Annotated in this window: 20 protein-coding genes and 2 pseudogenes; 11 read left to right on the top strand and 11 right to left on the bottom strand. The window is 32.8% G+C overall.

The genetic code is table 11. The annotated features are described in order from the left end of the window. Window positions 1–75 precede the first annotated feature (75 nt). Window positions 76–1,119, bottom strand: a complete 1,044-nt coding sequence (locus AC3EMB_RS17090; RefSeq protein WP_001204212.1) for a Fic family protein — start codon at window positions 1,117–1,119, stop codon at window positions 76–78. A gap of 1,392 nt (window positions 1,120–2,511) precedes the next feature. On the opposite strand from AC3EMB_RS17090, the gene AC3EMB_RS17085 reads away from it, so the two are divergent. Next, window positions 2,512–3,888, top strand: coding sequence for a lytic polysaccharide monooxygenase (locus AC3EMB_RS17085; protein ID WP_089171539.1), 1,377 nt, complete (start codon window positions 2,512–2,514; stop codon window positions 3,886–3,888). A gap of 271 nt (window positions 3,889–4,159) precedes the next feature. Here AC3EMB_RS17085 and AC3EMB_RS17080 read toward each other — a convergent pair whose 3' ends face one another. Then, a complete protein-coding gene (locus tag AC3EMB_RS17080; RefSeq protein WP_089171538.1) occupies window positions 4,160–5,575 on the bottom strand; it encodes a phosphatidylinositol-specific phospholipase C in 1,416 nt (471 codons plus the stop codon). A 412-nt stretch (window positions 5,576–5,987) separates the two neighbouring features. Further along, window positions 5,988–6,557: a methyltransferase gene (locus AC3EMB_RS17075; protein WP_089171537.1), complete on the bottom strand. Its 570-nt coding sequence runs from the start codon at window positions 6,555–6,557 to the stop codon at window positions 5,988–5,990. Window positions 6,558–7,264: 707 nt separating this feature from the next. Between AC3EMB_RS17075 and AC3EMB_RS17070 the strand changes: the two genes are divergently transcribed. Both AC3EMB_RS17070 and AC3EMB_RS17065 read left to right on the top strand, forming a co-directional pair. Beyond that, window positions 7,265–8,464 carry an FAD/NAD(P)-binding oxidoreductase gene (locus AC3EMB_RS17070; RefSeq protein ID WP_089171536.1) on the top strand — a complete coding sequence of 400 codons (1,200 nt, stop codon included), beginning with the start codon at window positions 7,265–7,267 and terminating at the stop codon, window positions 8,462–8,464. Window positions 8,465–8,530: 66 nt separating this feature from the next. After that, window positions 8,531–9,967: an MBL fold metallo-hydrolase gene (locus tag AC3EMB_RS17065; RefSeq protein WP_488517178.1), complete on the top strand. Its 1,437-nt coding sequence runs from the start codon at window positions 8,531–8,533 to the stop codon at window positions 9,965–9,967. Window positions 9,968–10,573: 606 nt separating this feature from the next. Here AC3EMB_RS17065 and pssA read toward each other — a convergent pair. From pssA to AC3EMB_RS17050, 3 genes and pseudogenes are all read right to left on the bottom strand, one after another. Continuing rightward, a complete protein-coding gene (pssA, locus tag AC3EMB_RS17060; protein WP_000483075.1) occupies window positions 10,574–11,065 on the bottom strand; it encodes a CDP-diacylglycerol--serine O-phosphatidyltransferase in 492 nt (163 codons plus the stop codon). Window positions 11,066–11,941: 876 nt separating this feature from the next. Further along, window positions 11,942–12,124, bottom strand: a pseudogene (locus tag AC3EMB_RS17055) (hypothetical protein). Window positions 12,125–12,325: 201 nt separating this feature from the next. Continuing rightward, entirely contained in the window at window positions 12,326–12,829 is a 504-nt protein-coding gene (locus AC3EMB_RS17050) for a GNAT family N-acetyltransferase (protein ID WP_098127981.1), read from the bottom strand. Between the two features lie 255 nt (window positions 12,830–13,084). Between AC3EMB_RS17050 and AC3EMB_RS17045 the strand changes: the two genes are divergently transcribed. The 6 genes and pseudogenes from AC3EMB_RS17045 (at window position 13,085) to AC3EMB_RS17020 (ending at window position 16,847) form a co-directional block, all read left to right on the top strand. Then, window positions 13,085–13,483: a DUF2871 family protein gene (locus tag AC3EMB_RS17045; RefSeq protein ID WP_000737891.1), complete on the top strand. Its 399-nt coding sequence runs from the start codon at window positions 13,085–13,087 to the stop codon at window positions 13,481–13,483. A gap of 126 nt (window positions 13,484–13,609) precedes the next feature. After that, a complete protein-coding gene (locus AC3EMB_RS17040; protein WP_459244954.1) occupies window positions 13,610–15,001 on the top strand; it encodes an FAD-binding oxidoreductase in 1,392 nt (463 codons plus the stop codon). A gap of 50 nt (window positions 15,002–15,051) precedes the next feature. Then, window positions 15,052–15,195: pseudogene (locus tag AC3EMB_RS17035) on the top strand (bile acid:sodium symporter family protein); the annotation flags it as partial. A gap of 12 nt (window positions 15,196–15,207) precedes the next feature. After that, entirely contained in the window at window positions 15,208–15,555 is a 348-nt protein-coding gene (locus AC3EMB_RS17030; RefSeq protein WP_446025790.1) for a DUF4260 domain-containing protein, read from the top strand. A 23-nt stretch (window positions 15,556–15,578) separates the two neighbouring features. Further along, entirely contained in the window at window positions 15,579–16,106 is a 528-nt protein-coding gene (locus tag AC3EMB_RS17025; RefSeq protein ID WP_488517177.1) for a GrpB family protein, read from the top strand. A 141-nt stretch (window positions 16,107–16,247) separates the two neighbouring features. Further along, window positions 16,248–16,847, top strand: a complete 600-nt coding sequence (locus tag AC3EMB_RS17020; RefSeq protein ID WP_488517176.1) for an FMN-binding negative transcriptional regulator — start codon at window positions 16,248–16,250, stop codon at window positions 16,845–16,847. A 73-nt stretch (window positions 16,848–16,920) separates the two neighbouring features. Here the strand turns inward: AC3EMB_RS17020 and AC3EMB_RS17015 are convergent, their stop codons facing one another. From AC3EMB_RS17015 to AC3EMB_RS16995, 5 genes are all read right to left on the bottom strand, one after another. Then, window positions 16,921–17,109, bottom strand: coding sequence for a Phr family secreted Rap phosphatase inhibitor (locus AC3EMB_RS17015; protein ID WP_023522648.1), 189 nt, complete (start codon window positions 17,107–17,109; stop codon window positions 16,921–16,923). Then, window positions 17,106–18,200, bottom strand: a complete 1,095-nt coding sequence (locus AC3EMB_RS17010) for a response regulator aspartate phosphatase (protein ID WP_488517175.1) — start codon at window positions 18,198–18,200, stop codon at window positions 17,106–17,108. The genes AC3EMB_RS17015 and AC3EMB_RS17010 overlap by 4 nt, the downstream gene beginning before the upstream one ends. 255 nt (window positions 18,201–18,455) lie before the next feature. Then, window positions 18,456–19,922 (bottom strand): protein adenylyltransferase SelO, encoded by a 1,467-nt coding sequence (locus AC3EMB_RS17005; RefSeq protein WP_488517174.1) that lies wholly within the window; start codon window positions 19,920–19,922, stop codon window positions 18,456–18,458. A gap of 177 nt (window positions 19,923–20,099) precedes the next feature. Further along, entirely contained in the window at window positions 20,100–21,098 is a 999-nt protein-coding gene (locus tag AC3EMB_RS17000; protein ID WP_488517173.1) for an NADP-dependent oxidoreductase, read from the bottom strand. Between the two features lie 18 nt (window positions 21,099–21,116). Further along, a complete protein-coding gene (locus AC3EMB_RS16995) occupies window positions 21,117–21,461 on the bottom strand; it encodes an ArsR/SmtB family transcription factor (protein ID WP_000571870.1) in 345 nt (114 codons plus the stop codon). A gap of 91 nt (window positions 21,462–21,552) precedes the next feature. Here AC3EMB_RS16995 and AC3EMB_RS16990 point away from each other — a divergent pair, with 91 nt between their 5' ends. Then, window positions 21,553–21,684, top strand: coding sequence for a hypothetical protein (locus AC3EMB_RS16990; RefSeq protein ID WP_001227549.1), 132 nt, complete (start codon window positions 21,553–21,555; stop codon window positions 21,682–21,684). Window positions 21,685–21,970: 286 nt separating this feature from the next. Next, a complete protein-coding gene (locus AC3EMB_RS16985) occupies window positions 21,971–23,590 on the top strand; it encodes an FAD-dependent oxidoreductase (protein WP_488517172.1) in 1,620 nt (539 codons plus the stop codon). The last annotated feature ends 110 nt before the right edge of the window (window positions 23,591–23,700 follow it).

Below are 23,700 nucleotides of genomic sequence, written 5' to 3'. Positions count from 1 at the left end.
AGCTTAAAAGGAAAATGAAATTCAATGATAAAGTTATTATTGAATTTGTGAACCTCAGGTATCTTGAAAGTATGGTCAAATTTTAATCCACTTTGCGTTTCTTCCTTTTGTAACTAGCTTAATATGGCCAAACAGTTGCAAGGAATTTAAAGCCTTACTGATTGTGCTCTCTGCAATGTCTGGATAAGTGTTACGAATACTTTCCTTAGTAAAGGGTTGTTTTTGTTTAAGTATAAAATTCTGAATTCTCTCAACTTTAGTATGTTTACATATAGAATCTAGAACTGTGTTATGAAGATCTTTGTAAGCCTCTAATATAATTGTTAAAAACGTTTTTAACCAAAAGCTATTATTATGTTCCTCGCAGTACCAATTCACCGAAGATTTATAAATCGAATTGTAATAATCAGATTCATGTTTCTTAATATATTTATCCAAACATACATATTTTACAAATGTGTGTCCACTCCTAATTAACAGCAATTGCATTAACATAAATGCCAACCTGTTATTACCTTGATTGAAAGGGACTATGCAATAAAAATTTAATATAAAACGAGCTATTAATAAAAGTGAATGAAGCCCCTTACTAGTATTTAATGAGTTGTATTGATCACATAATTGCTCCATAAACTGTGGAATAAGTTCATGCGGAAGAATGCGGTAACTATTCAAGTGCATTCCATGTTCTGGAATTCCTGGAATAATAAAAGGTTTTTCACGCCATTTGGCACTGTCAGAGGTAATGTAATGTATTAGTTGAAAATGTAATTCCTGTATAGTTGCTGGATTGATTAATAAAGTACAGGAGTTTTTATGTACAAAAGAAAGTGTTTGATAATAGCAAAAAATAGCATCTTCCGAAATATTTTGAGGTACGATATCATCTAAAATAAGTTCTTTTAATCTTTTATTAGGAACTTTTATATCCTCGTAAATAGTTGTGAAATTTTTTATGTAATGTAGTGGTATAGTTTTTTCTAAGCTATTAAATATGTCCGGGTTTTGTTCCTGATAAGCAGCTAATTTTCCTTTGAATTCGCTAATTTCACTTATTAAATTTATTAACCTCCTTTTCAATTCAATATTTTTATACTTATCATCAAAAAAGTCTCTCATTTTTGTTCCCCCTGTAACCCCTTAACACGTTGTTGCATATATCTTTCCATTCTAAAGGTATGCCACGACATCATTGTAAAATAACGACATTTTCATTCTGATTTTAAATATATATCAGAATCAATATTTTTATTTAACAATTAAAACATGGAAATTATAAAGAAGAATCGTTAGGATTCAATTTTAATAGGCATAATCCTAACATCAAATGTACAAATGTACAATAAAAAAATAAAAAATATAAAACTATTGACTCTTTTGAAAGATTATTTAAAAGAATTTTAAGAAATTGTAGGTACAGAGGTGCTTTAGTTTAGCGGTAAATATTGAAGTGGTAATAAAGTTTTCATAGCTAATCAAAAAGTAGATAAACTATTAATTTGTGACAATTATGTGCCTAATCTATTATATACTTTTATGAGAATTCTAAAATTAAATCCTAAAGAGCTGAATTTTCTATATTTATCATAAAGATTAGAAGAGGCCTGTTGATGAAATGTATCATTTTATATAAAAATATGTAACGTTTAATACTCGTATTGTAAAATATTTTGACATACGTTAATTTAAATATTAGGTACAGGAACATTTAATAAAAACTCAGTACTAAAGTACCCTTTAAACGTTCCACCCTAAGAACGTTTCTCAAGCACACTGAAGTTCATCCTTTGTTTCTGTACCTTATTAGATAAAAATAACACAACAAATTATTAAAATACGATAATTAAAATTAGATTTTTAAATCATTTCTCTTTTCTTGGACATTAATAATCTCTTGATAATCTGTTTAAAGTAAGGAAATACAGGATAGAAAATGGCTATTAATAAAGAAAATATAGTTAAGCTAGATACCTTAAGTTATTTTATGAGTAATTAAGCGTTAGTTTGAATTAGTAGGAGTATTATATGTGTTTGTTAAAAGGCTTGTTTTATTTGATTTGTTACTATTAATTTATGAATTTTAACATCTAGAAGCTAGTCAATATATAGATAATATTAGTTATGTGGGTTTTAACCTCAAGTGTATATGTTTAAGGTTAAAGGATTTGTGGTGGTATAAAAGAAGTGAAAGTCTGGAAGAAACGGATATAATCGGTTTCTTCCAGACTTTTTTTGCTTTTTTTGTAATATAAAAAATTTATTTTTCCTACATGATTTAATTATCTGTTTTAATATTTGAATTTTTTGTGAAATCAAACGGAGTTTTTAGTCTTCTTTAAATACATAATGTTACAAAATAGCGTAATTGTATTTACTTTATTTTTATAGGAGATTAAAAATAATAATAAATGTACCAATTTATGAGAGATATTAATATATTAATTGGTGATTTGTTCGTTTATCCCTATATTGCTATTATATTAGCGAGAACAATATATTGGGGGGACAAGAATGAATTTGAAATTAACATCTAAATTGGAAAGATTAAGAAAAAGTAAAAAAGGAATTGGTGCTTGTGTTCTGGCTGCAGGGGTGACGGCAATTACAATGATTCCTCAAAGTGCGTATGCACATGGGTTTGTTGAAAAACCGAGTAGTCGTGCTGCTTTATGTAGTCAGAATTATGGGGCATTAAATTTAAATTGTGGAAATGTAATGTATGAACCTCAAAGTCTAGAAGCACCTAAAGGGTTTCCAGATGGTGGACCGATTGATGGGAAAATCGCTTCGGCAGGAGGATTATTTGGAGGAACTCTTGACCAACAAACAACAAATCGTTGGTTCAAAAACACAATTAAGGGTGGAGAAAATACATTTACATGGAAATATACAGCAGCACATTCTACAAGTAAATGGCATTATTACATTACAAAAAAGGGATGGGATCCTAACAAACCGTTAACACGTGCTGAATTAGAACCAATTGGTACTGTGAAACATGACGGTTCGGCTGCATCAAATAATTTAACACATACAATTAATGTACCAACTGATCGTAATGGTTATCATGTTATTTTAGCTGTATGGGATGTAGCAGATACGTCAAATGCCTTTTATAATGTAATTGATGTAAATTTAGTAAATAATGAAACACCTGATACAGTAGCTCCAAGTCAACCAACTGAATTAAATGCCTCTAAAGTTTCTGCCAATAGTGTTGAAATAACATGGAAGGCTTCTACTGATAATATAGGTGTAAAAGAATATCAAGTGTTACGTAATGGAGAAGTAATTGATACGGTACCAGGTACAACTTTTATTGATAAAAAGTTAAAAGCAGATACGGAATATACCTATACAATAAAGGCATTAGACTCTGCTGGAAACATATCAAAAGAAAGCGAAAAACTAAAGGTTAAGACAACACATGCAATCCCAGATATAGAGGCTCCAAGTCAACCAAAAGGATTACATATTATGGGTACAACAGCGACAACTGTTGATTTGATGTGGAGTCCGTCAGAAGATAATGTAGGTGTTGACCATTATATTGTATATAGAGAAAGCGCTGGGGTTATGAATAAAATTGGGACCGCGGCTAATTCATCCTTTATGGATAAAGATTTGAAGGCTAATACATCGTATAAATATGTAGTGACGGCGGTTGATTTAGCTGGAAATGAATCTAGTAGAAGTGATGTTTTGAATGTAACAACAAAGTCAGAGGATTCCGTATATGAAAAATGGGATGCAAGAAAAGCATATACTAAAGGTGATAGAGTAGTACATGAGGGGAAAGTGTATGAAGCAGTTCAAAATCATCAAGGAAATGGCGACTCAAATTGGATTTTTGCTTTATCGCTTTGGAAGCCAGTTTTGAATAAATGATAAGCTGAAAAAGGTAGTTAACAATTTTGGATTGCTCTTTAAAAATTAAGGGCTGTTTCAAATATAATTATCTAATGGATTAAATGATATGTTAATAAAGTGAAACTTTAATCAGTGAAGGTTTTGTTCATCCCCCACTGATTATCATCCCTCACCAATCGGGCTTTTACGGGCGCCCGTTAATGCGGGATAAAATTTAAACGCCATCCTAATGTTTACGAAATGAAATTAAAAAAGAATCCCAATGGAATTCCATTGGGATTCTTTTTTTCTAATTTGTAATAGCGTATATTTTCACTGTGAATTTGCTAGTGGCACCAATTGGACTTGCAATATAATATTTAGTATTTGTGTAAGCTTCAGTCCTAGATTCATGTGAAATATTTTTCCAACGAGTGGAATCTATTCCTAGGGAAACATCAATCATTACATTGAAAGAAATAGTAGAAGGATAATCTTTTTCTGAAGGCACAATAACCCATTTTAATTCTTTGGTACCTACAGGTAAACTATCAATTTTAAAGTTTTGGCTGGATCGATTTTGTTGCCCTGATAAAGGACTAGATTCAGATGATATTTGTGAAATTAATATTTCCTTTTCATTTGAATGTATACCATTTAATTTAATGATACTATCAATTAAACCTGGACCGGGAAAATCAGCTGCGATGATACCAGAATGTTTAATTGCGCCTTGTTGTAAGAGTTCGGTCCCAAGTGTATTCATCCCCCCATAGTATACTTGTCCGTTTCTATCGCGAGGGAAATCACTCCACGCATTAGTGGAATTCGTTTGAATCAATTTAGGACTACTGTCAGTATTTCTGCTCTCTTTTCCGCTTGCAACAAACCAAGGATATACATTATTTAAAAATGCGGCTGCGCCCCCCGTACCACTAAAATGGTTGAGATAAATTTTTCCATTATTAAAATTAGTATTTGTATTTTGTAGATGGTTTTTTATCGCAATCCATTTTGTATATATTTCGTCTGGTCCGCTTCCAATTTCAAATTTATCTTGTATATTCAAACCTTCGTAATCAATCCCGTACAATTGAGTGGATGTAAAGTTTTGTAAGATTACAATTTTCCCGCGGGTATCTCCTAAAGTAGGGTTATTTCTATCTGAAGTTGGTACGGAATTAGGATCCCAAAAATATGAAGCATTAACGTTTTTATATTTTAAAAATATCTCCTCAAATGATAGAGATCCACTTTCAGGAGTAGTTTCTTCTTTTAAGCGCATTAATATTGTTTCTGTTGGGTGATCTTTTAAAAATTGAATGGTCTCTTTTAATACATCTTCAAACACAGCTTTTTGATTTACAACGCCATGATACATTGCAAAAGAATCTTTTACACGTTTAACACGCATATCTACATATCGAATTCCGGAATTTAATTGTTGGGATAAACTCATAGTTTGATTTCTTGTCAAATTTTCATCAAGAAAACTCGCTCCATGTAAAGCCATCGTACCGTGAGTCCCTGGAATAGATATTTCACTTATTTTTGTTGAACCTTCTATTTTCGACATCCACGATGGATTTTGATACCCTATATTGGATTCGTAGGAGTAACCTGGATGACTATCAGCTAAAATAGTAGATGGTGTACTTAAACTTGCTAGTGTAATACAAGTAAGGATGCTAATTTTAAAGAAATTTCTCATTTTTATTTTGTTCATTTTTTCTCTCCTGACCTTTAAACAATTGTTAGATGATTTTTTACTATATTTATTGTTTTTCATTCTTAAGATAATAAATTTTTGTATTTAAAAATAATTAACAATAGGGGGAGTAAGTTATTTGAGACTTTAATAATTTTTTATTATAAATTGTCCCTAATAGCTAAACAGATTCTTGAAAACTCGAAGTATAGCCTCCAAAAAACAACTGTTTATCGTATTGAATAAAAACAAAACAGAAGTCCTAAAAAAGACTTCTATTTTGTGACATATAATGAATGATAAGGTGGTAAACAAGTCAAGATAATGTGATTGAGTGGTAAAAATTTATTAATAGCTGTTTTAGAATCTCTTATAACAAGGCTGATTACAAAAAGCAGATCTCTACACTGCTAATAAAAATTGAAAAATTCTACTCATTAAAACTGAGACTAACTACAGTTGCAATTGATTGGGCTGCATGTTCCCAGCTTCCATCTATAACTTTACCAATCTGCTGACCAAGTGCATTTAAATCATTTGGATTAACTGGAATTCCATTATACGCAGCAAGAATTGATAAAAGTGGAGCAGCAAATGGTGTCCAACCACCTCTATCAATATTAAATACAGGTTTATCTAGTACCTTTCCATCTTGTACTGTAAACTCATAATAAAATTGATCATCTGGACGAAAACTTAAATGATGAGAGATTTGCCCCTTAACATATTTTTTTCCTGCACCTAGATTTACTACTTCTATTTCTTTTACATTAAATTCATGTTCAAATACTTTGATTTTTTTGACTTCTGGACCATTTAAGGCAGCTTGAACGGCTGTTTCCAAATTGTTTTGTGCAAAAGGTTGAATACTTAATTGTGCCTCTTTTGGTTGAATGGGAGCCTCCTTTTCTGCAGCAAACACTGAGGTAGTAGGTAGTGCACCTGTAGCTAACGTAGCTGCAAGTGCTGTTGTCATCATGATTTTCCTTTTCATCTTCATAGTTTTTCTTCCTCTCTAAAAGTTTTGATATATAATCTTTTAAAGACTGACACGGTGCATTTTTTTTCATAATGTAAGCAAAAAATCAGTTTAAGAATTATGTGAAATCGTGTCAGAAAATTAAAAATCATATATGTATTTAAGATGATATCCATCTACACATATTTTTTCAATTTTTAGATAAATGTAATAGTAATGACTTCTTGAGAATTAATTTAGCACCTTGTTTATTTAAAAAAGTCCTATAAACACATTTAGTTCATAGTAAAAGTAATATATTTGATATTAAATGTCTTGTATAATGCGATAAAATTTCACAATTTTTTATCATTATATACAGAAAAAGGTAAAGAAACTTAAGTGATATTTAATGCTTGTCTTAGTTGTGAATTATGTGAATCTACTTATTGTAACAGCTAAGATGTTAGATCTTGTTTTTTTTTAACATTACTTATCCGGATTCATGAAAAGTATTTTAAGATATTAGTTTTATTCGATGTAACAATATATGGTTTTGTTATTTAAAATAAAATATGGAAGTAACATAGGGGAGTTACGCATATAGTAATGGTAATGGTGTAATTAACGGAATTTTCACTTAAATATGATAAAACTATGGTGTTTTTAACTTATAATAATGTTACTACGATGAAAATATGGCTACTAATTAGTTAATTTAAAAATCAATTTTAGATAGGAAGAGGATAATGAAGACTAGAGATAGTTATAAAATTATTGTCATTGGTGCCGGGACTGCAGGACTATCTTCTACTGCACATTTATTACGAAATGTCCCCCTATTGAAAGAAAGTATAGCGATTATTGATCCGTCAAAAAAACATTATTTTCAGCCACTATGGAGTTTAGTGGGGGGAGGAATTGTTTCAAAGGAAAGTACGATGCGTGATCAAGAATCACTTATTCCAAAAGGGGCAACGTGGATCCCTAAAAGTGTTGTTAAGTTATGTCCATCTGAAAATAAGATACTTTTAGATGATGGACTGTTGCTTGAGTATGAAATTCTTATTGTAGCAGCCGGAATACAAATAAATTGGGAAGGTATTAAAGGCTTAAAAGAGTCTATTGGGAATAATGGGGTTTGTAGTAATTACTCTTATAAATATGTTGATTCAACTTGGAGAGAAATTGAAAAATTTAAAGGAGGAAATGCGGTTTTTACCCACCCCAATACTCCTATTAAATGCGGTGGTGCTCCACAAAAGATTATGTATTTAGCAGAAGAGTATTTTTCTAATAGCGGTGTAAGAAACAAAAGTGAAGTAATGTTTTATACTGCGAACGCTAACATATTTCAGGTTCCACGTTATGCAAATACTTTAGAACAAGTGCTAGAAAGAAAGCAAATTATAACAAATTATAATAAAAACTTAGTAGAAATTATTGCCGAAAAGAAAGAAGCAATTTTTGAAGATACGCAAACACTGAAAAGAGAAACTGTACCATACAGTATGATCCATGTTGTTCCACCAATGGGGCCACCTAATTTTATTAAAGAGAGTGAGATAAGTGATTCTCAGGGGTGGGTAGATATAAGCCCTTATACTTTACAGCATATACAGTATAAGAATATTTTTGGACTTGGAGATTGTACCAATTTACCCACCTCTAAAACTGGAGCGGCAATTCGAAAACAAATACCTGTCTTAAAACAAAATATTATGGACGTAATTAACGGAAGAGACTTGCATGCTAAATATGATGGATATACATCCTGTCCGATTGTTACAGGATATAAAAGTCTTATACTCGCTGAATTTAATTATGAACATGAGCCCCAAGAAACGTTTCCATTTAATCAAGCGAAAGAACGGTATAGTATGTTTTTACTTAAAAGATATATGTTGCCCTATATGTATTGGAATTTAATGTTGAAAGGGACCTTATAGGAGAAGATAAAAAGTGGTTATAAAAATTGAAAAACAATTTGAAATAACTATTTGGAGGGAATAACTATGCTTTTAAAATATTTTTATGATGAAAAATTAGCACATGCTTCCTATTTAGTCGGTTGTCAGAAGGAAGGTGTAGCAATTGTAATTGATCCAGGTCGCTATATAGAAAAATATATAGAGTTTGCTAAGAAAGAGGGGATGGAAGTAATTGCTGCAGCTGAGACTCACATTCATGCAGATTTTCTTTCTGGATCTAGAGAACTTTCTAATCTTTATCATGCAAATTTATATGTATCTGATGAAGGAGATTGTGATTGGAAATATCAATATCTTAACGAAGGTCGATACAAATTGGTTAGAGAGGGCACAGAGTTTAAAGTAGGCCATATAAAATTTAATGTAATTCACACCCCAGGGCATACGCCTGAAAGTATTTCTTTTTTAGTAACTGATACAAGTCAAAATAACTATACCAATGATAAGCCGATAGGAATATTCACAGGTGATTTTATATTTGTAGGGGATATAGGAAGACCGGATTTATTAGAAACTGCTGTCGGCATGAAAGATACTGCAAAAATAGGAGCGAAACAATTATTTGATTCTATACAAAAAATAAAAATACTCCCTGATTATTTGCAAATATGGCCTTCACATGGTGCAGGAAGCGCATGTGGAAAAGCATTAGGAGCAATTCCAACTTCTACATTAGGTTATGAAAAGATGTTCAATTGGGCATTTCAGTGTACTGAAGAAAGTGATTTTGTATCGACTTTATTGACGGGACAGCCAGAGCCTCCAAAGTATTTTTCATTAATGAAGAATTTAAATAAGTATGGTCCGCCAATTCGTAAGAAGAGAAAAGGTACTGCTATTAATACAGTAGAAGAACTTCAAGAAATTTTGAGGAGCGTTCATCAAATAGTTGATATAAGGGATGTAGAGAGTTTTGCTGCAGGTCATATTGAGAAATCAATTAACATACCTTATAACAATTCATTCACAACTTGGTGTGGATGGTTATTAGATTATAAAAAAGAAACTTTAATAATTCTAGATGAAGAAAAAGTTAAAGTGGAGGCAGTTATTAGAGAATTTGAATCCATTGGGTTAGATAATATTATTGCTTTTGCACCCTTAAAAGTAATACAAAGACTTGATAGATTTGAAAGTTATAAAGAAAAAACATCGATTGAATTATATCCGCATATAAAAGGTGAAAGCGTTAAGGTTATCGATGTGCGTAGTAAAAAAGAGTGGGAGGAAGGACACCTTCATGATGCAATACATATCACTTTAGGTAATCTAATTGAACAGATAGATTATATACCGAAAGATTGTCCAATAGTTTTGCAATGTCGAACCGGACTACGTTCCGCTATAGCAGCTAGTATTTTACAAAGAGCTGGTATAAAGGAAGTAGTGAATTTAAAGGGAGGATTTCTTGCATGGAAAAAAGAAGGGCTTCCTTATACAACATGCAATCTCAATGTGTAGGAAAATATTATATGATAGGTAAGGATAATTAAAAGAAGTTATAGATGACGTGTTAGACAAGGAAATCATAATTGTTGCAGCTTCAGGAAATACATTAGGATTATTAATTGATTATCCGGTAAATATGAAAATGTAATATTTGTTTTAGCATTAATGAATTTAACATTTGATCCATCTTTTATGGAATGGTAGTGTTGGAAGTACTTAGGTATTATCAATATGAACCCAATCAAAAATTCTCTTGGATGCAAGAGAATTTTTTTATTGGGAATAGTAAGGGGGAGGGGAGGTGCATTACATATGGGAAAAGGTAGAAGTAATAATGCTGGTAAAAAGCAACCGAATTTTGATGATTCATCTAATTTTGCTAAACAAAGCCAACCGACAGAAAAGAAGAAGAAATAAGAACAGGAGCTCTCTTGATAAAGGGAGCTCCTATTAAAAGTGTATTAACGCTTCAGAACAACATATCGAAATAGCTATAAATACAAGGTTTTAATTTTTACGAATGGCACCTCATTTAATATTATTGTCCCGCTTTTTTATACTTATTGACGCGTTAAATCTATTTGAGATGCTCCTTAATGGCGTTGGGCGTGACCTTAATTAAAATTTTTTAAACCTAATGGGACTTACCATTAAGAGGGCGAGGATTAAAGTAATCCATGCATTACTATATGAAAACAATGCCATACCAGCCAATGATAATCCTGCAGCTGGAATAGGTAATCCCTTAAAATATCCAATAGTTGGTTTAATACTAAATTTAGCTAATCTTAAAGCACCCATTGTTGGGAATAGGATAAATGCCAAAGAAGTTAAAATAGAAGGTGTTGCTATCGTATGAAATAAAAGCGCAGGAGCGACGCCGAAACTAACAATATCAGCTAAGGAATCCAATTCTACGCCAAACTCACTGTTCACTTTTAATTTTCTCGCAATTCTTCCATCAAGAAAATCTAAAACAGCTGAAAAGAAAATGAGAATGGAGGCTGTTCCTAAATATTCACTCATATTCAAGGTAATTGAGAAAACACCGCACAATAAATTTCCAATCGTAAATAAATTCGGTATAATTTTTACAAGCTGATTAAACAAGTTTGTTCCTCCTAAATTAATTAAACTTCACATTTCTGTAGCAATTTCTATATATTCTTCCGTTATTCTTAAAAATATATGACCACTGTATTACTGTAAGCTAATTAAATTTCGATAAGAGAAAAATTGATTTCTTAAATGTTCCACTGGTTTATAAAAATGTTTAATCATTTTCAGTACGCGTTATTGAATATTAGCACTTGATAGTTGATATTTCGAGTAGTTAGGGATTTTCCGGTTCTGGTGCAAAAAATTCAAGGTAATTAAAAATAATCTCTAAAAAGGAGACATAATGATACTATTATTCTAAAAAGTTTCGTGGTTGGTATCGAATATAAAATGGGGTTTTTATACAAAAAGCACCCGAAAGGGTGCCTTTTGTATCTCTTAAAATGACTGAAGATGCGTTTACTTGAGTTCATTAGGTAGTTAGAGACTATCTTTAACGAAAATGTTGAATAGTTTATCATCATTATATATCAATTTAGTAATGAATAGGAATTTAGAAAGTTCCATGGAAAGTACATATCAACCTCATTGGAAGATTGGAAATTTAATAACTGGTGATACATTTTACTTAACGCAACATTTTGGTGCGCAAATGAAAAATTTTAAAGTCCACACAAATGGTACCCTAGAACGATTTCAAACAATAGAACTAGAATTAAAATAAAATTTTTGCAGGATCAATTAAATTCATTTCTTGTTATGCAAACACATTTTCAGCGAAACTAACTTCTTTACTATTTTGCGCAGGACAGACTTTATAAAAAATGGCTACGTTTCCTGATTTTGAAATAATCCTCTTAAATTGCAATTCTGCTTTTCTAAAAGCTTTACTGCATCAACAATAGAAGTAATTGCTACAAAGGTTATTCAAATGAAATTTATAAAAGCTTGATAGGCGATACCAAGTGAAAATACCGTAGCTACTATATGTGCAGTTCATTTATGCATATTTAATTTCAATACGGTATTGTACAAGATTCCATATACGATACAAATAATTAATATAAATGCAATGAATTGAAGAACTAATAAAAATAGCGGTTGTTCCATTTATTTTCACTTCCTTTATTTAATATATTAATATATTTTCTTTAGAAGTGAAAGTTTTATTTCTGTAAATTTCCAAAAATGTGATATGAAAGGAATAGTGGTAATCACAAGAATTACTGCAAAACTATAATGTAACTAAAAGTATTATTACGAGATCAGTAAAGTAGTAAAGAAGGTCGCCATTCAAGGCGACCTTCTTTACTATGCGTTATACCCAAATAATTTTAAATCTTCTCCTGAATCTGAAATGATTTTCTCAAATCGTAATCCTACTTTTTCTAAAAGCTTTCCTGAGGCGATGTTATCTATAGAAGTAATTGCTACAATTCGTTTCATGCCGAGCTTTTGTACACCGTATTCGATTATCGCAGAAGCTGACTCGTAGCCATATCCTTTTGAACGGAATGTTTCTAAAAAGGCAAATCCGATATCAACGTCTTCTAATGAATCTCTTTTAATAAGGCCACACATACCAAGTGGAGTGAGATCTTCTTTGCATTCTACTAAGTAAAGGCCAAATCCGAGTTTGTTATACATATCGATGGGACCGTTTACAATATAATTTTTTGCATCTTCTAAGTTTCTAACTCCTTTGTCACCGATAAACTGAATCCATGCAGAATCGTTTACTAACTCAAGAATAAAAGGAGCGTCTTTTATATCAAGCCAACGAAGGTTAAGACGTTCGGTTTCAAGAACTATCAATGATTACACCACCTTTAAAAAGTTATAACAATTAGTATGGATTGTGTAAAACAAAAGTGCAACATATTTTAGTGGGGCTTTGTTTGTTCACATAAAGTTCGTTTGTTTTGTATAGAGAGATATTTTATAATTAAGATTGATTGTAAAGAGTGAGATGCTTATACAATGACTCCTAGGTGACTAGGAGTTTTTACTATATAACTATCATTATTACTAAATATGACACACTACACATTCTACTCAAGGAGGTACATAATGAAGAAATTATATAATGCATCGTTTACGTATTTGATTATCGGTTTATTATCAGGGATTTTCGCTAGGGAGTATGGTAAGTATAAAGGGATTTTAGGATCTACTTTGTTAAATCTTTTGCATACACATACACTTGTACTTGGCTTTTTCTTCTTTTTAATTGCTTTAGGATTAGCAAAAGTATTCGCGTTTCATGAAGTGAAAGGGTTTAATAAGTGGTTTGTTTTACATAACATTGCATTAACATTAATGTTAGGTTCGCTAGCAGCGAGAGGGCTTCTTCAGTTAAATGGAGCTGACTTTAAAGGGTTAACTTATATTGTAGGGTTTTCTCATTCGTTGATGGCAGTTACTTTAATTTGGTTTATGTTGTTAATAAAGAAATCGTTTAAAATGTAGTGAAAAAGAACTTGTAGCGTGTGCTGCAGGTTCTTTTTTCTATGTTCACGCTAAATAATCTTATTTTTCTAATTATTTTGTATAAAAATGGTATACTAATTTTAAACTTAAAAAGGAGAGTTGATTATGGAAATAACAATTGAACATGTAGTAAATGAATTAAAAGGCATACTTCCTGAAGATCGAGTAGTAATAAATATGACAGTAAGAGAGTTACATAGTAAAGATGAATCTTACCATGTTAGTAGTTTACCTGATGTAGTTGTTTTTCCAAAAACGACCGAAGAAGTTAGCGCGATAATGAAAATAGCGAGTCAGCATGGGACAGCTGTCGTTCCATTTGGAGTAGGGTCCAGTTTAGAGGGACATGTAATTCCTTACGAAAAAGGAATTACAATGGACTTTTCTCTTATGAATAAAATACTTGAAATAAGAGAAAAGGATTTTCTTGTGAGAGTACAGCCAGGGGTGACGCGCTCTCAGCTTAATAAAGAATTGAAAAAGTATGGATTATTTTTTAGTGTAGACCCAGGAGCTGATGCAACGTTAGGAGGAATGGCTGCTACAAATGCGAGCGGAACGACAGCGGTAAAGTATGGGGTAATGCGTGATCAAGTTCGAGATTTAAAAGTCGTTCTTGCTGATGGAGGAGTAATACATACCGGGAATTTAGCGGCGAAGTCATCATCAGGTTATCATTTAAATGGTATTTTCGTAGGCTCAGAAGGAACACTTGGATGTTTCACGGAGTTAACTTTAAAAGTATACGGTATACCAGAACATGTTATGGCTGCGAGGGCATCGTTTCCAACTATAAATGATGCAGTAGAAGCTGTAATTAACATATTACAAGCAGGTATTCCAATCGCGAGAATTGAACTCGTTGATGAATTATCTATGAAACAAGTAAATCATTACAATGAAACAAGTTACAGAGAAGAACCGACACTGTTTTTAGAGTTTCACGGCAATGAAGCAGGGTTAAAGCAAGATATTGAATTTACGAAAGAAATCGTTCTTGATCATAAATGTATAGAAATTGCATTTGAGACGGAAACAGCAGCGAGAAATAAACTGTGGGATGCAAGACATAACTTAGCGTACTCTTACGTGCATAGTTATCCTGGTAAAAAGCTAATGAGTACAGACGTATGTGTGCCAATTTCGGAATTAGCTGGCGCAATTCAACATGCGAAAGAGGTATTAGATAAAGTAGGCCTTATTGGTGGTATTCTCGGTCATGTTGGGGATGGGAATTTCCATGTACTCTTAATGATTGACGCAAATGATAAAGAGGAAGTGAAGAAGGCAGACGAAATAAACGAAAGTATCGTTTTGTATGCTCTTAAACGAGGAGGAACGTGTACAGGAGAACATGGCGTTGGAATCGGAAAACGAAAGTATCAAGAAGAAGAACATGGGGCGGCATTATTTGTAATGGAGAAAATAAAGAAAGCTCTTGATCCGCAAAATATTTTGAATCCGAATAAGGTGTTTCAATTAAAAGATAGGGGCTGAGTGGATGAAAGTACTAGAAGCGATAAGTAATATAGCTGGAAAGTATTTTGCATTTTGGACCGGCTGCTGCACTCCCAAGTGTATTAGCGGCAGTATGGCATAACATTGCAGGGCCAATATTAGCAACCATCTGGTCAAAAAATGCAAAGAATACTTTCAGCGATGAAAATGTATTAATAAATATAGAAAAATAGGAATGATAAATAATGCAAAAACGTATTGTACATTTTGAAGGAATGGTTGTATTTTTAGCCACGATTTATATGTATTCAATATATGAGTTTAATTGGATTATATTTTTTGTATTCCTTTTAGCGCCGGATTTATCCATGTTAGCGTATGGGATCAATAATCACGTTGGTGCGAAAATATATAACGTATGTCACACATATATTATATCCATATTAATTGTTCTAATAGGTGTCTATTTTAAGATAGATACCGTTATAGTGATTGGCTTAATATGGACAGCACATATTGGAATGGATCGAATGTTTGGATATGGGTTGAAATATGAGACGGATTTTAAGGATACCCATATTCAAAGATTATAATTGCTTTTGAGGAGAGGGATACGTTGAAACAGAGAATTACTATCGAAGAATATAACATCAAATGGGAAAGTGAATTTAATAAGCTACAAACTCTCATTAACGATGTGATGGAAGACAGCATTTTATCCATTGAACATGTTGGGAGTACATCTGTTAAAGGGCTTGCATCAAAACCAATACTAGATATCGATATTGTAATAGAAGAGTACGAAATTTTTCATGAGGTAGTAAAAAAACTTGAGAAGATAGGGTACTATCATCAGTTAGAATGGAGCTTTAAAGGAAGAGAGGCGTTTGGAAGAAAGGATATGTTCGTTCCATGGAACGAGGGAAATACAGTTTGGATGGAACATCATTTATATGTGTGTGATAAAAATAGTGAAGAGTTGAGAAGGCATATAGCGTTTCGAGATTACCTTCGTGAACATACTGAAGTAGCTAATGAGTATGGAAACTTGAAGGAAGAGTTAGCAAGAGAGTCGAAAAATCGATCTAGTTATATTGAGGGTAAGACCGTATTTATTACAAATATATTAGAAAAAATAAACTAAAGCAGCATGGAATACATGCTGCCTATTGTTTTGAAATAGAAAGCTGCCATTATAAAACAAATGCAAACTGGCCCTGTTGATTGATGCGGTTACTAAATATAATAGGAAATAAATTAGAAAAGATCGGAAAAGAGGGAGCTTATGTACATACCAAAATATTTCGCAATACAAGATGAAGAGATGAAGTACGAAATAATGGAACAAAATAGCTTTGCGACATTATTTTCTCAACATAACGGAGAACCATATGCAACGCACTTGCCGTTGTTATTAAATAGGGAGACCCTTACTTTACAGGGTCACTTCGCACGGCCGAATGAACAGTGGAAAGATATTGGGACTCAGCAAGTACTAGCTATATTTCAAGGACCACATAGTTATATCTCTCCGTCATGGTATGAAACAAACAATGCAGTACCAACATGGAATTACGTTGCAGTGCATGTATACGGTGAATTAGAAATTGTTGAAGATGAGAAGACATTAGTAGATTCTCTTCAAGATTTAGTAAATAAATATGAAGATCCAGAGAGCACCTACTCACTTAATGATGTAGATCCAAATTATATGGGAGGATTAAGTAAGGGAATAGTTGGATTCAAAATAAAGATAAATAAAATAGAAGGAAAAGCGAAGTTAAGTCAAAATCATTCTGTAGAGAGACGAAATTTAGTTGTGGAGAAACTTGAGAAAGTTGGTAGTGAGGAGAGTAAGAGGATTGCGGAGTTGATGAGAAAATAAAGTCTACATGAAAGGAAAATATTCTAAATAAGCGTATTTAAAAAGACCTTCTTAATTGAAGGTCTTCCGTTTTTTAAAGTGCTTTTTCAGTTGTTGTTGAGTTGTAGTCTTTACTTACGTCAACGGATTGAACAAGGTCAGGTCTTTGGGGTGCCGGGAAATCCGCATGACCTGCTTGATATGTAAATGAACTATTTAGACCAATAGATACAATACTTAGTACAGATAATCCTAAAACGATAGAACTAATTTTTTTTATCATTTTAATGCCCCTTTCTCAAACGTTTTTTCTTTTGCTTGTAACGCTTTATGAAAATACTCACTTGCTTTTATATGGTTATTTTCATCGTAAAGTTTAACGGCTAACTTTTCTGAATATTCTTGAGTATAGTTATATAAAGATTCTTTGTCGAAATACGTAATTCCTTCAAGAATAATTTTTTCTAAGTCTTCAGTTGACTCGTTATTGTTAAGGGAATCTAAAATTTTAAAGTGAAGCATATATTCTTCATTGTTAAGTTCTGTACAAATTTTTAATCCTTTTTTAATAAATTCTGAAGCGATATTTATTTCACCAAGTTTAGAATGTTCTCTTGCTTGTAAGAAAATTGCTTTAAAATGTGTAGGCATTTTTGTTGTCACTTCAGATAAATGACGAATAGCTAATGTTGATAAGTTTTGATTAGCATATAGCCACCCTAAGTTATTACGTACTCTTAACAGTAATGATTCTTCATCCTGTTTCTGTAAAATGTTGATTGCCGAATTATATTTTTCCTCTGCTTGCTCGTATTGTTTTAAATATACAAATGCTGCGCCTAATACGCTTTCACAAGAGGCGACATTCTTTTCATACCCTACAGCTTTTATGAAGAATTCTTTCGCTTTGGTTGCATATTCAATAGCCTCAATTGGCTGGTAAAAATGATAATAGAAAATAGCCATTCGATAATTAAATTCCCCTTTTTCTAGATCATCAATGGCATTTACCAGTAGTCTCGCAGCTTTTTCATAATGTTCACTTGCTAAATTATAATTTGTTGTTAAAGTAGCATGAATTGCTTTAAATAAATGATAGTAGTAAGAAAGTTGGTGATTAGGTGAAATCGCGTAAGAATCTATCTTATTAAAACTGTCTTTTGTGATACTTAAACCATCAGTTAAAACTTTGAAACGAAAATTTAGTAGAGAATAGTATAATGCTAAGTTTTCATCTTCTTCAAAGTTTAGTTCCTTTTCCTCAATTTCATGCTTTAAGTTTGTCGCTTGGGACACATCTTGTTTTAGCATAGCCAAATACCAGTCATTAAATAATTTTGTAATTTGTTCATTACCTTGTAGTTGAACGTTCATGATATCCCCTCACTTTTTGAATATTCTTATAAAATATAGTATCAAAAATAAAAATATTTAGAAATGATGTTTTATATTTCTCAATATTTGTTTAACAAGCTTACGAGTAATTCTATTGGAATAGTGTAGAATTTATTTTGGATTAAAGAAATGGCATCGGGGGGTGTGCATTTTAAAGTTTTAGTTGAGTGGGGGGATATAAAAAGGGTGCGTTCACACAATTTATATGAACGCACCTTTTTACATATTAAACAATCAAGTCCCACAAAAAGTACGATAAGGACGACTAGTAGGCGCAGGCGGAATGCAGTATTCTTCTTGATCTGTAGAATACGCATAAGGGTTTGATAAAGCTTCAAGAAGTTGCTCCATTACGCTATAGTCGTCATTTGTAACAGCTGCTTCTAGTGCTTCTTCTACACGGTGGTTCCTCGGGATGATTGATGGGTTATTATTTTTCATCATCTCGTAGGCGTTTTCTTTTGATTGTTCTTGTCTTTCTAATCGAGATTGCCACAGTTTGTACCATTCTTTAAATTCAGGACTTTCAAATAGAGCTGTATTTTCGATAGCATCGAGAGTTAATGAACGGAATGTATTTGTATAATCCGCTTTATATTTCTCCATCATTTTTAAAAGTTGCTCAATAAGTGATTGATCTTGTTCTTCGTTGCTAAATAGTCCTAATTTCTTTTTCATTCCAAGGAACCAATTGTTTTCATACTGTACGCTAAATTTCGAAATTTCGTCTTGAGCGATTTTTAGTGCTTCTTCATCATCTTCGTGCAGAATCGGTATTAAAGATTCTGCTAGTCGTGCGAGATCCCATGCGGCCATATATGGTTGATTTCCATATGCATAACGACCTTGTGTGTCAATAGAGCTAAATACGGTTCCTTGGTCGTAATTGTCCATAAATGCACAAGGACCGTAATCAATTGTTTCGCCACTGATCGTTATATTGTCAGTGTTCATTACGCCGTGAATAAATCCAACAAGTTGCCATTTTGCGATAAGACTGGCTTGTCTTTTAATGACTTCTTGTAGTAATGCAGTATATCGGTTTTCATGAGATTCAATTTCTGGGTAATGCCTTTTTATCGTATAGTCAGCTAGTGATTTCAGGTCCTCTATTGAACCACGAGCTGCAGCATATTGAAATGTACCGACGCGAATATGGCTACTAGCTACTCTAGTTAAAATTGCTCCAGGTAACTTTGTTTCACGATAGGTTGGTTCACCGGTTGTGACAACTGCTAAACTGCGGGTAGTTGGAATATCGAGTGCATACATTGCTTCGCTAATAATATATTCACGTAGCATCGGACCGAGTGCAGCACGGCCATCTCCTCGGCGTGAATAGGGAGTAGGGCCAGAACCTTTCAGTTGAATATCGAAACGCTCACCTGAAGGAGTAATTTGTTCGCCAATTAAAAGAGCACGACCGTCGCCTAACATATTAAAATGTCCGAATTGATGGCCAGCATATGCTTGAGCTAATGGATGAGCTCCTTCTGGGAGTGCATTACCAGCGAAAATAGCAATTTCAGCTTCCTTTTTCAGTTCTTCAGGGGTCAAGCCAAGAGATATCGCTAATGAATGGTTTAGTTTAACTAACTCCGGTGAACTTACGGGAGTAGGGGGGATTTCTGTATAAAATGATTGTGGTAAAGTCATATAACTATTATCTAAATTCCAACCTGTTTCATTATTTTTAGTCATTGTATCTCCTCCTTTTTGTATTTTAAATTATGTATTTGTACGTATGTATTCTTTGTAAAGTTAACTAAAAGTATAATACAATATTTCCCCTTGCAATCTATTGTAAGGACTTCATTGTACTATGTCTATTTAACAGCAAATTTAAAACCTCCATTTTTAAAAATGGAGGTTTTATTATTATTTAATTTTTACAATTAATTTTCCTTTTGCTCTTCCAGACTCTGAATATTCCATTGCTTTTTGCGCATCTTCAAAAGGGAAAACTCGATCGATTACCGGTTTAATTTTTCCGGCTTCAATATAGTTTGCAATAGTACGTAATTGATCCCCGCTTGGCTTCATAAATAAAAATGAATATTGAGCATTATGCTTTTCTTCAAGTGCAGTAAGTTTTTTGCTGGCTAATGAAAATAAGAGAGTTTTAAAGAATCCTGAACCAAATTCTTTACCGAAGCGAGCATTCGGCATACCTGAAACTGAAACAATGTTTCCTCCGCTTTTTATAATATTGAATGATTTTTCAAGTGTTGCACCGCCGATTGTATCAAATACCGCATCATAATTTTTTAGTATATCTTCAAATTTTTCTGTTTTGTAATTAATAATTTCATCTGCGCCAAGAGACGTTACTAAATTCGCACCAGCTTCACTAGCAGTCGTTGTAACAATGGCACCCATTATTTTTGCTAGCTGAATAGCGAAAGTACCAACACCACCGGATCCAGCGTGAATTAAAATCTTTTGTCCTTTTTGTAATTGCATGATGTCATGTAATGCTTGATATGATGTTAAGCCAACGAGTGGAATCGAAGCCGCTTCCTCAAAACTTAAATTTTTCGGTTTTAAAGCAATATCATCTTCATGAATGGCTATATACTCCGCGAAAGTACCAATCTTATTTTTTCTTGGACGAGCATATATTTCATCACCGACTTTAAAGTTAGTCACTTTTGCCCCAACCTTTACGATGACACCGGAAAAGTCATTACCAAGGATTAGGGGCATCTCATATTTAAGCAACATCTTCACTTTTCCATCGCGTATTTTAAAATCAATTGGATTAATACTAGCTGCATGAATTTCTGCGAGCACTTCATACTCATTAATTTCAGGAGTAGGTACCTCTGCCATACGCATTGGGACTTTTCCGTACTTATCAATTATCATTGCTTTCATTTCTTATACCTCCAAGTTTTAATAAAAGTTTTGCAATAGCTTCTCAATATCTAATACAAGATTTTTTAATAAACCTAATTTTGTACGTATATCAATATAATAAAAATTCTTTGTACCTTCTTTTCTCATTAAAATAATGCCAGCTTCTCGTAAAATCTTAAGGTGATGTGATACTGCTGGACGGGAAAGGTGTGTTTGCTTCGTAATTTCTCCTACACGTAATCCTGTTTGACATTCTGTTTCCATTAGCACTAATAAAATAGCTTGACGTGTTTCATCACCAATTGCCAATAATACTTTTTGAGAATCAATAAAATCTTTTTTTATAATATTTAATTGTTCTTGTTTATTCATTTCAATCACTTTGCCTCCAGGTAATTAGTCGAAAGGTTTAAGATGATGAACCATTACTTCGATACGGTAATGCTACATGATTGTTGTATGAGGTGCAATATTGAGAAAGAAAATCGAGACGAATGAATTTTTTATTGTTGAAAATTATAGGGAGATAGAAAAGGGATTGGAAGGACTACATAACACAATAGATGAGGTTTTAAAAACAAAAAATGATGTAACAATAAAATAAGCGGTCGTAACCTTGTATAATCCATAAGGTTACAATCGCTTATAATGTTTGTATTATTTTTGATTTTTACGATAGAACATGGTTCAACGTAAAGTACGTTCTTTTGTTTTACACTTTCATACAGACACAATTCAGGTGGATTATAGATGTATGAAAAAGTAAAAGTAATTTGGGGCGTAATCTATCTATATGATAATTTAAAATGAAATATAAGTCTATATCTTTGTTGTTTTTTTGATTATATTTATGTCACTGAGCTCAGAACAATGATGTGGAGGGTAAATATATGAAATCGAATGATGTACCAGTTTTAATTGTTGGAGGAGGATTATCAGGATTAGCATCTGCGCTATTCCTTGCAAAACATAACGTTGATTATTTACTGGTTGAAAGGCACCCGTCTACTGCAATTCATCCAAAAGCAGGTGGAATCACTTTTCGTACGATGGAGTTATTTCGAGAATTGGGTTTAGAACAAAGAATTAGATCAGCGGGTAAAGCGTTAGAAAATTGCCGCGGAAGAATAGCAGTTCATACAATAGCTGAGGCGAATAAGGAAGAATTGGTACAAATGAGGGCGGCTCAGTATGGAAACGATGAAGAGTTACTTCAAAAAATAGAAAAGATTAGTCCATCAAAACAAACTGCGTGTTATCAAATTATTTTAGAAGAGATGATGTTACAAGAAGCGAAAACATTAGGCGGGCAACTATCTTTTTATCATGAATTAGTTTCATTTGAACAAAATGAAAACGGGGTAAAAGCAACGATTCGAAATCGTGAAACAGAAAAAGAAAGTGTCATACATTGTGACTATGTAATTGCAGCAGATGGAGCGAAAAGTAAAATACGTGAGCAGTTAGGGATTAAAACTGAGGGGCGTGGAACCATTGGTGGCTATTATATGAATATTTATTTTGAAGCAGACTTAAGTGAGTTTATACAAGGAGACGCATTCGGTTTTTCTATGGTAGTTCATCCGGAGGTTCTTGGTGCACTTATCCCGGTTGATAACGTAAAAAAATGGATTTATCATGTAGCCTACGATCCATTAAAAGGAGAGGGGCTAGAGGACTTCACTATAGAACGTTGTAAACAAATTATTCAAATAGCAATTGGAAGTACAAATGTTGAATCAAAAATATTAAGTGTTTTACCGTGGGAAGCGGCCGAAAGTACAGCGGTGAAATTTCAAGAAAATCGAATTTTTTTAGTTGGAGATTCAGCACATATTATGCCGCCAACAGGAGGATTTGGTTCAAATACAGGAATACAAGATGCACATAACTTAGCCTGGAAATTAGCGGCTGTTATAAAAGGGAAGGCAAAACCAAAATTGTTAGAAACATATCATGAAGAGAGACACTCTGTTGCAAAATTAACGACAGCTTATGCAAGTAGTTTACTGTTTCGTGCTGCGAATAGAGAGGAAGGCAGTTTGAATAATATGGATAGTTTAGCTGTTACAGTTGGATATCAGTATTGTTCAGAGGCGATTATAGATAATTTAGTCACTCCACATAGAATGGATAGCATAGAGTTGAACGGGAGACCTGGAACGCGAGCGTCACATTTATGGGGAAAGTATGAAGGGAAGAAAGTTTCTACATTAGACTTATTCGGTAACAGTTTTGTATTACTTACAGGAGTAAAAAATAGTTCTTGGGCTGAAGCAGCACATACTGTTTCAGCTAAATTAGGAATAAATATAAAAGGGTATCGTGTTGGCTTAAGTGGAGACTTTATTGCTCCAGAAGATATTTTTAGCAAATTATATGGTATAGAGAATGGAGGTGCTGTATTAATTAGACCAGATGGCTTTATAGGATGGTGTCCGGAAAAAACGGTAGTAAATCCAGATATAGTATTGGAAGAGGTAATGAGAAATTTATTATGTGATTTTTAAGTGAAAATAGAAGTATTGTCTTATATGGGACAATACTTCTATTTTTTTAGCTGACAAAATAAAAATTATGAAGTGAAAAGACATTATTATTATAAAAATATGTATTAATT

This window comes from Bacillus sp. LQ16, assembly GCF_057784645.1.
Note: the sequence above shows the minus strand (reverse complement) of the source record. Positions and strands in the feature narration are given on the sequence as shown.

Excerpts from the sequence above, each read along its gene's own strand:
- AC3EMB_RS17085 (WP_089171539.1), top strand. The coding sequence starts at position 2,512 with ATGAATTTGAAATTAACATCTAAATTGGAAAGATTAAGAAAAAGTAAA.
- AC3EMB_RS17030 (WP_446025790.1), top strand. The coding sequence starts at position 15,208 with ATGCAAAAACGTATTGTACATTTTGAAGGAATGGTTGTATTTTTAGCC.
- AC3EMB_RS17010 (WP_488517175.1), bottom strand. The coding sequence starts at position 18,200 with ATGAACGTTCAACTACAAGGTAATGAACAAATTACAAAATTATTTAAT.
- AC3EMB_RS16985 (WP_488517172.1), top strand. The coding sequence starts at position 21,971 with ATGAAATCGAATGATGTACCAGTTTTAATTGTTGGAGGAGGATTATCA.
- AC3EMB_RS17015 (WP_023522648.1), bottom strand. The coding sequence starts at position 17,109 with ATGATAAAAAAAATTAGTTCTATCGTTTTAGGATTATCTGTACTAAGT.
- AC3EMB_RS17075 (WP_089171537.1), bottom strand. The coding sequence starts at position 6,557 with ATGAAGATGAAAAGGAAAATCATGATGACAACAGCACTTGCAGCTACG.
- AC3EMB_RS17090 (WP_001204212.1), bottom strand. The coding sequence starts at position 1,119 with ATGAGAGACTTTTTTGATGATAAGTATAAAAATATTGAATTGAAAAGG.
- AC3EMB_RS17080 (WP_089171538.1), bottom strand. The coding sequence starts at position 5,575 with ATGAACAAAATAAAAATGAGAAATTTCTTTAAAATTAGCATCCTTACT.
- AC3EMB_RS17065 (WP_488517178.1), top strand. The coding sequence starts at position 8,531 with ATGCTTTTAAAATATTTTTATGATGAAAAATTAGCACATGCTTCCTAT.
- AC3EMB_RS17040 (WP_459244954.1), top strand. The coding sequence starts at position 13,610 with ATGGAAATAACAATTGAACATGTAGTAAATGAATTAAAAGGCATACTT.
- AC3EMB_RS17020 (WP_488517176.1), top strand. The coding sequence starts at position 16,248 with ATGTACATACCAAAATATTTCGCAATACAAGATGAAGAGATGAAGTAC.
- AC3EMB_RS17005 (WP_488517174.1), bottom strand. The coding sequence starts at position 19,922 with ATGACTAAAAATAATGAAACAGGTTGGAATTTAGATAATAGTTATATG.
- AC3EMB_RS17045 (WP_000737891.1), top strand. The coding sequence starts at position 13,085 with ATGAAGAAATTATATAATGCATCGTTTACGTATTTGATTATCGGTTTA.
- AC3EMB_RS17070 (WP_089171536.1), top strand. The coding sequence starts at position 7,265 with ATGAAGACTAGAGATAGTTATAAAATTATTGTCATTGGTGCCGGGACT.
- AC3EMB_RS17000 (WP_488517173.1), bottom strand. The coding sequence starts at position 21,098 with ATGAAAGCAATGATAATTGATAAGTACGGAAAAGTCCCAATGCGTATG.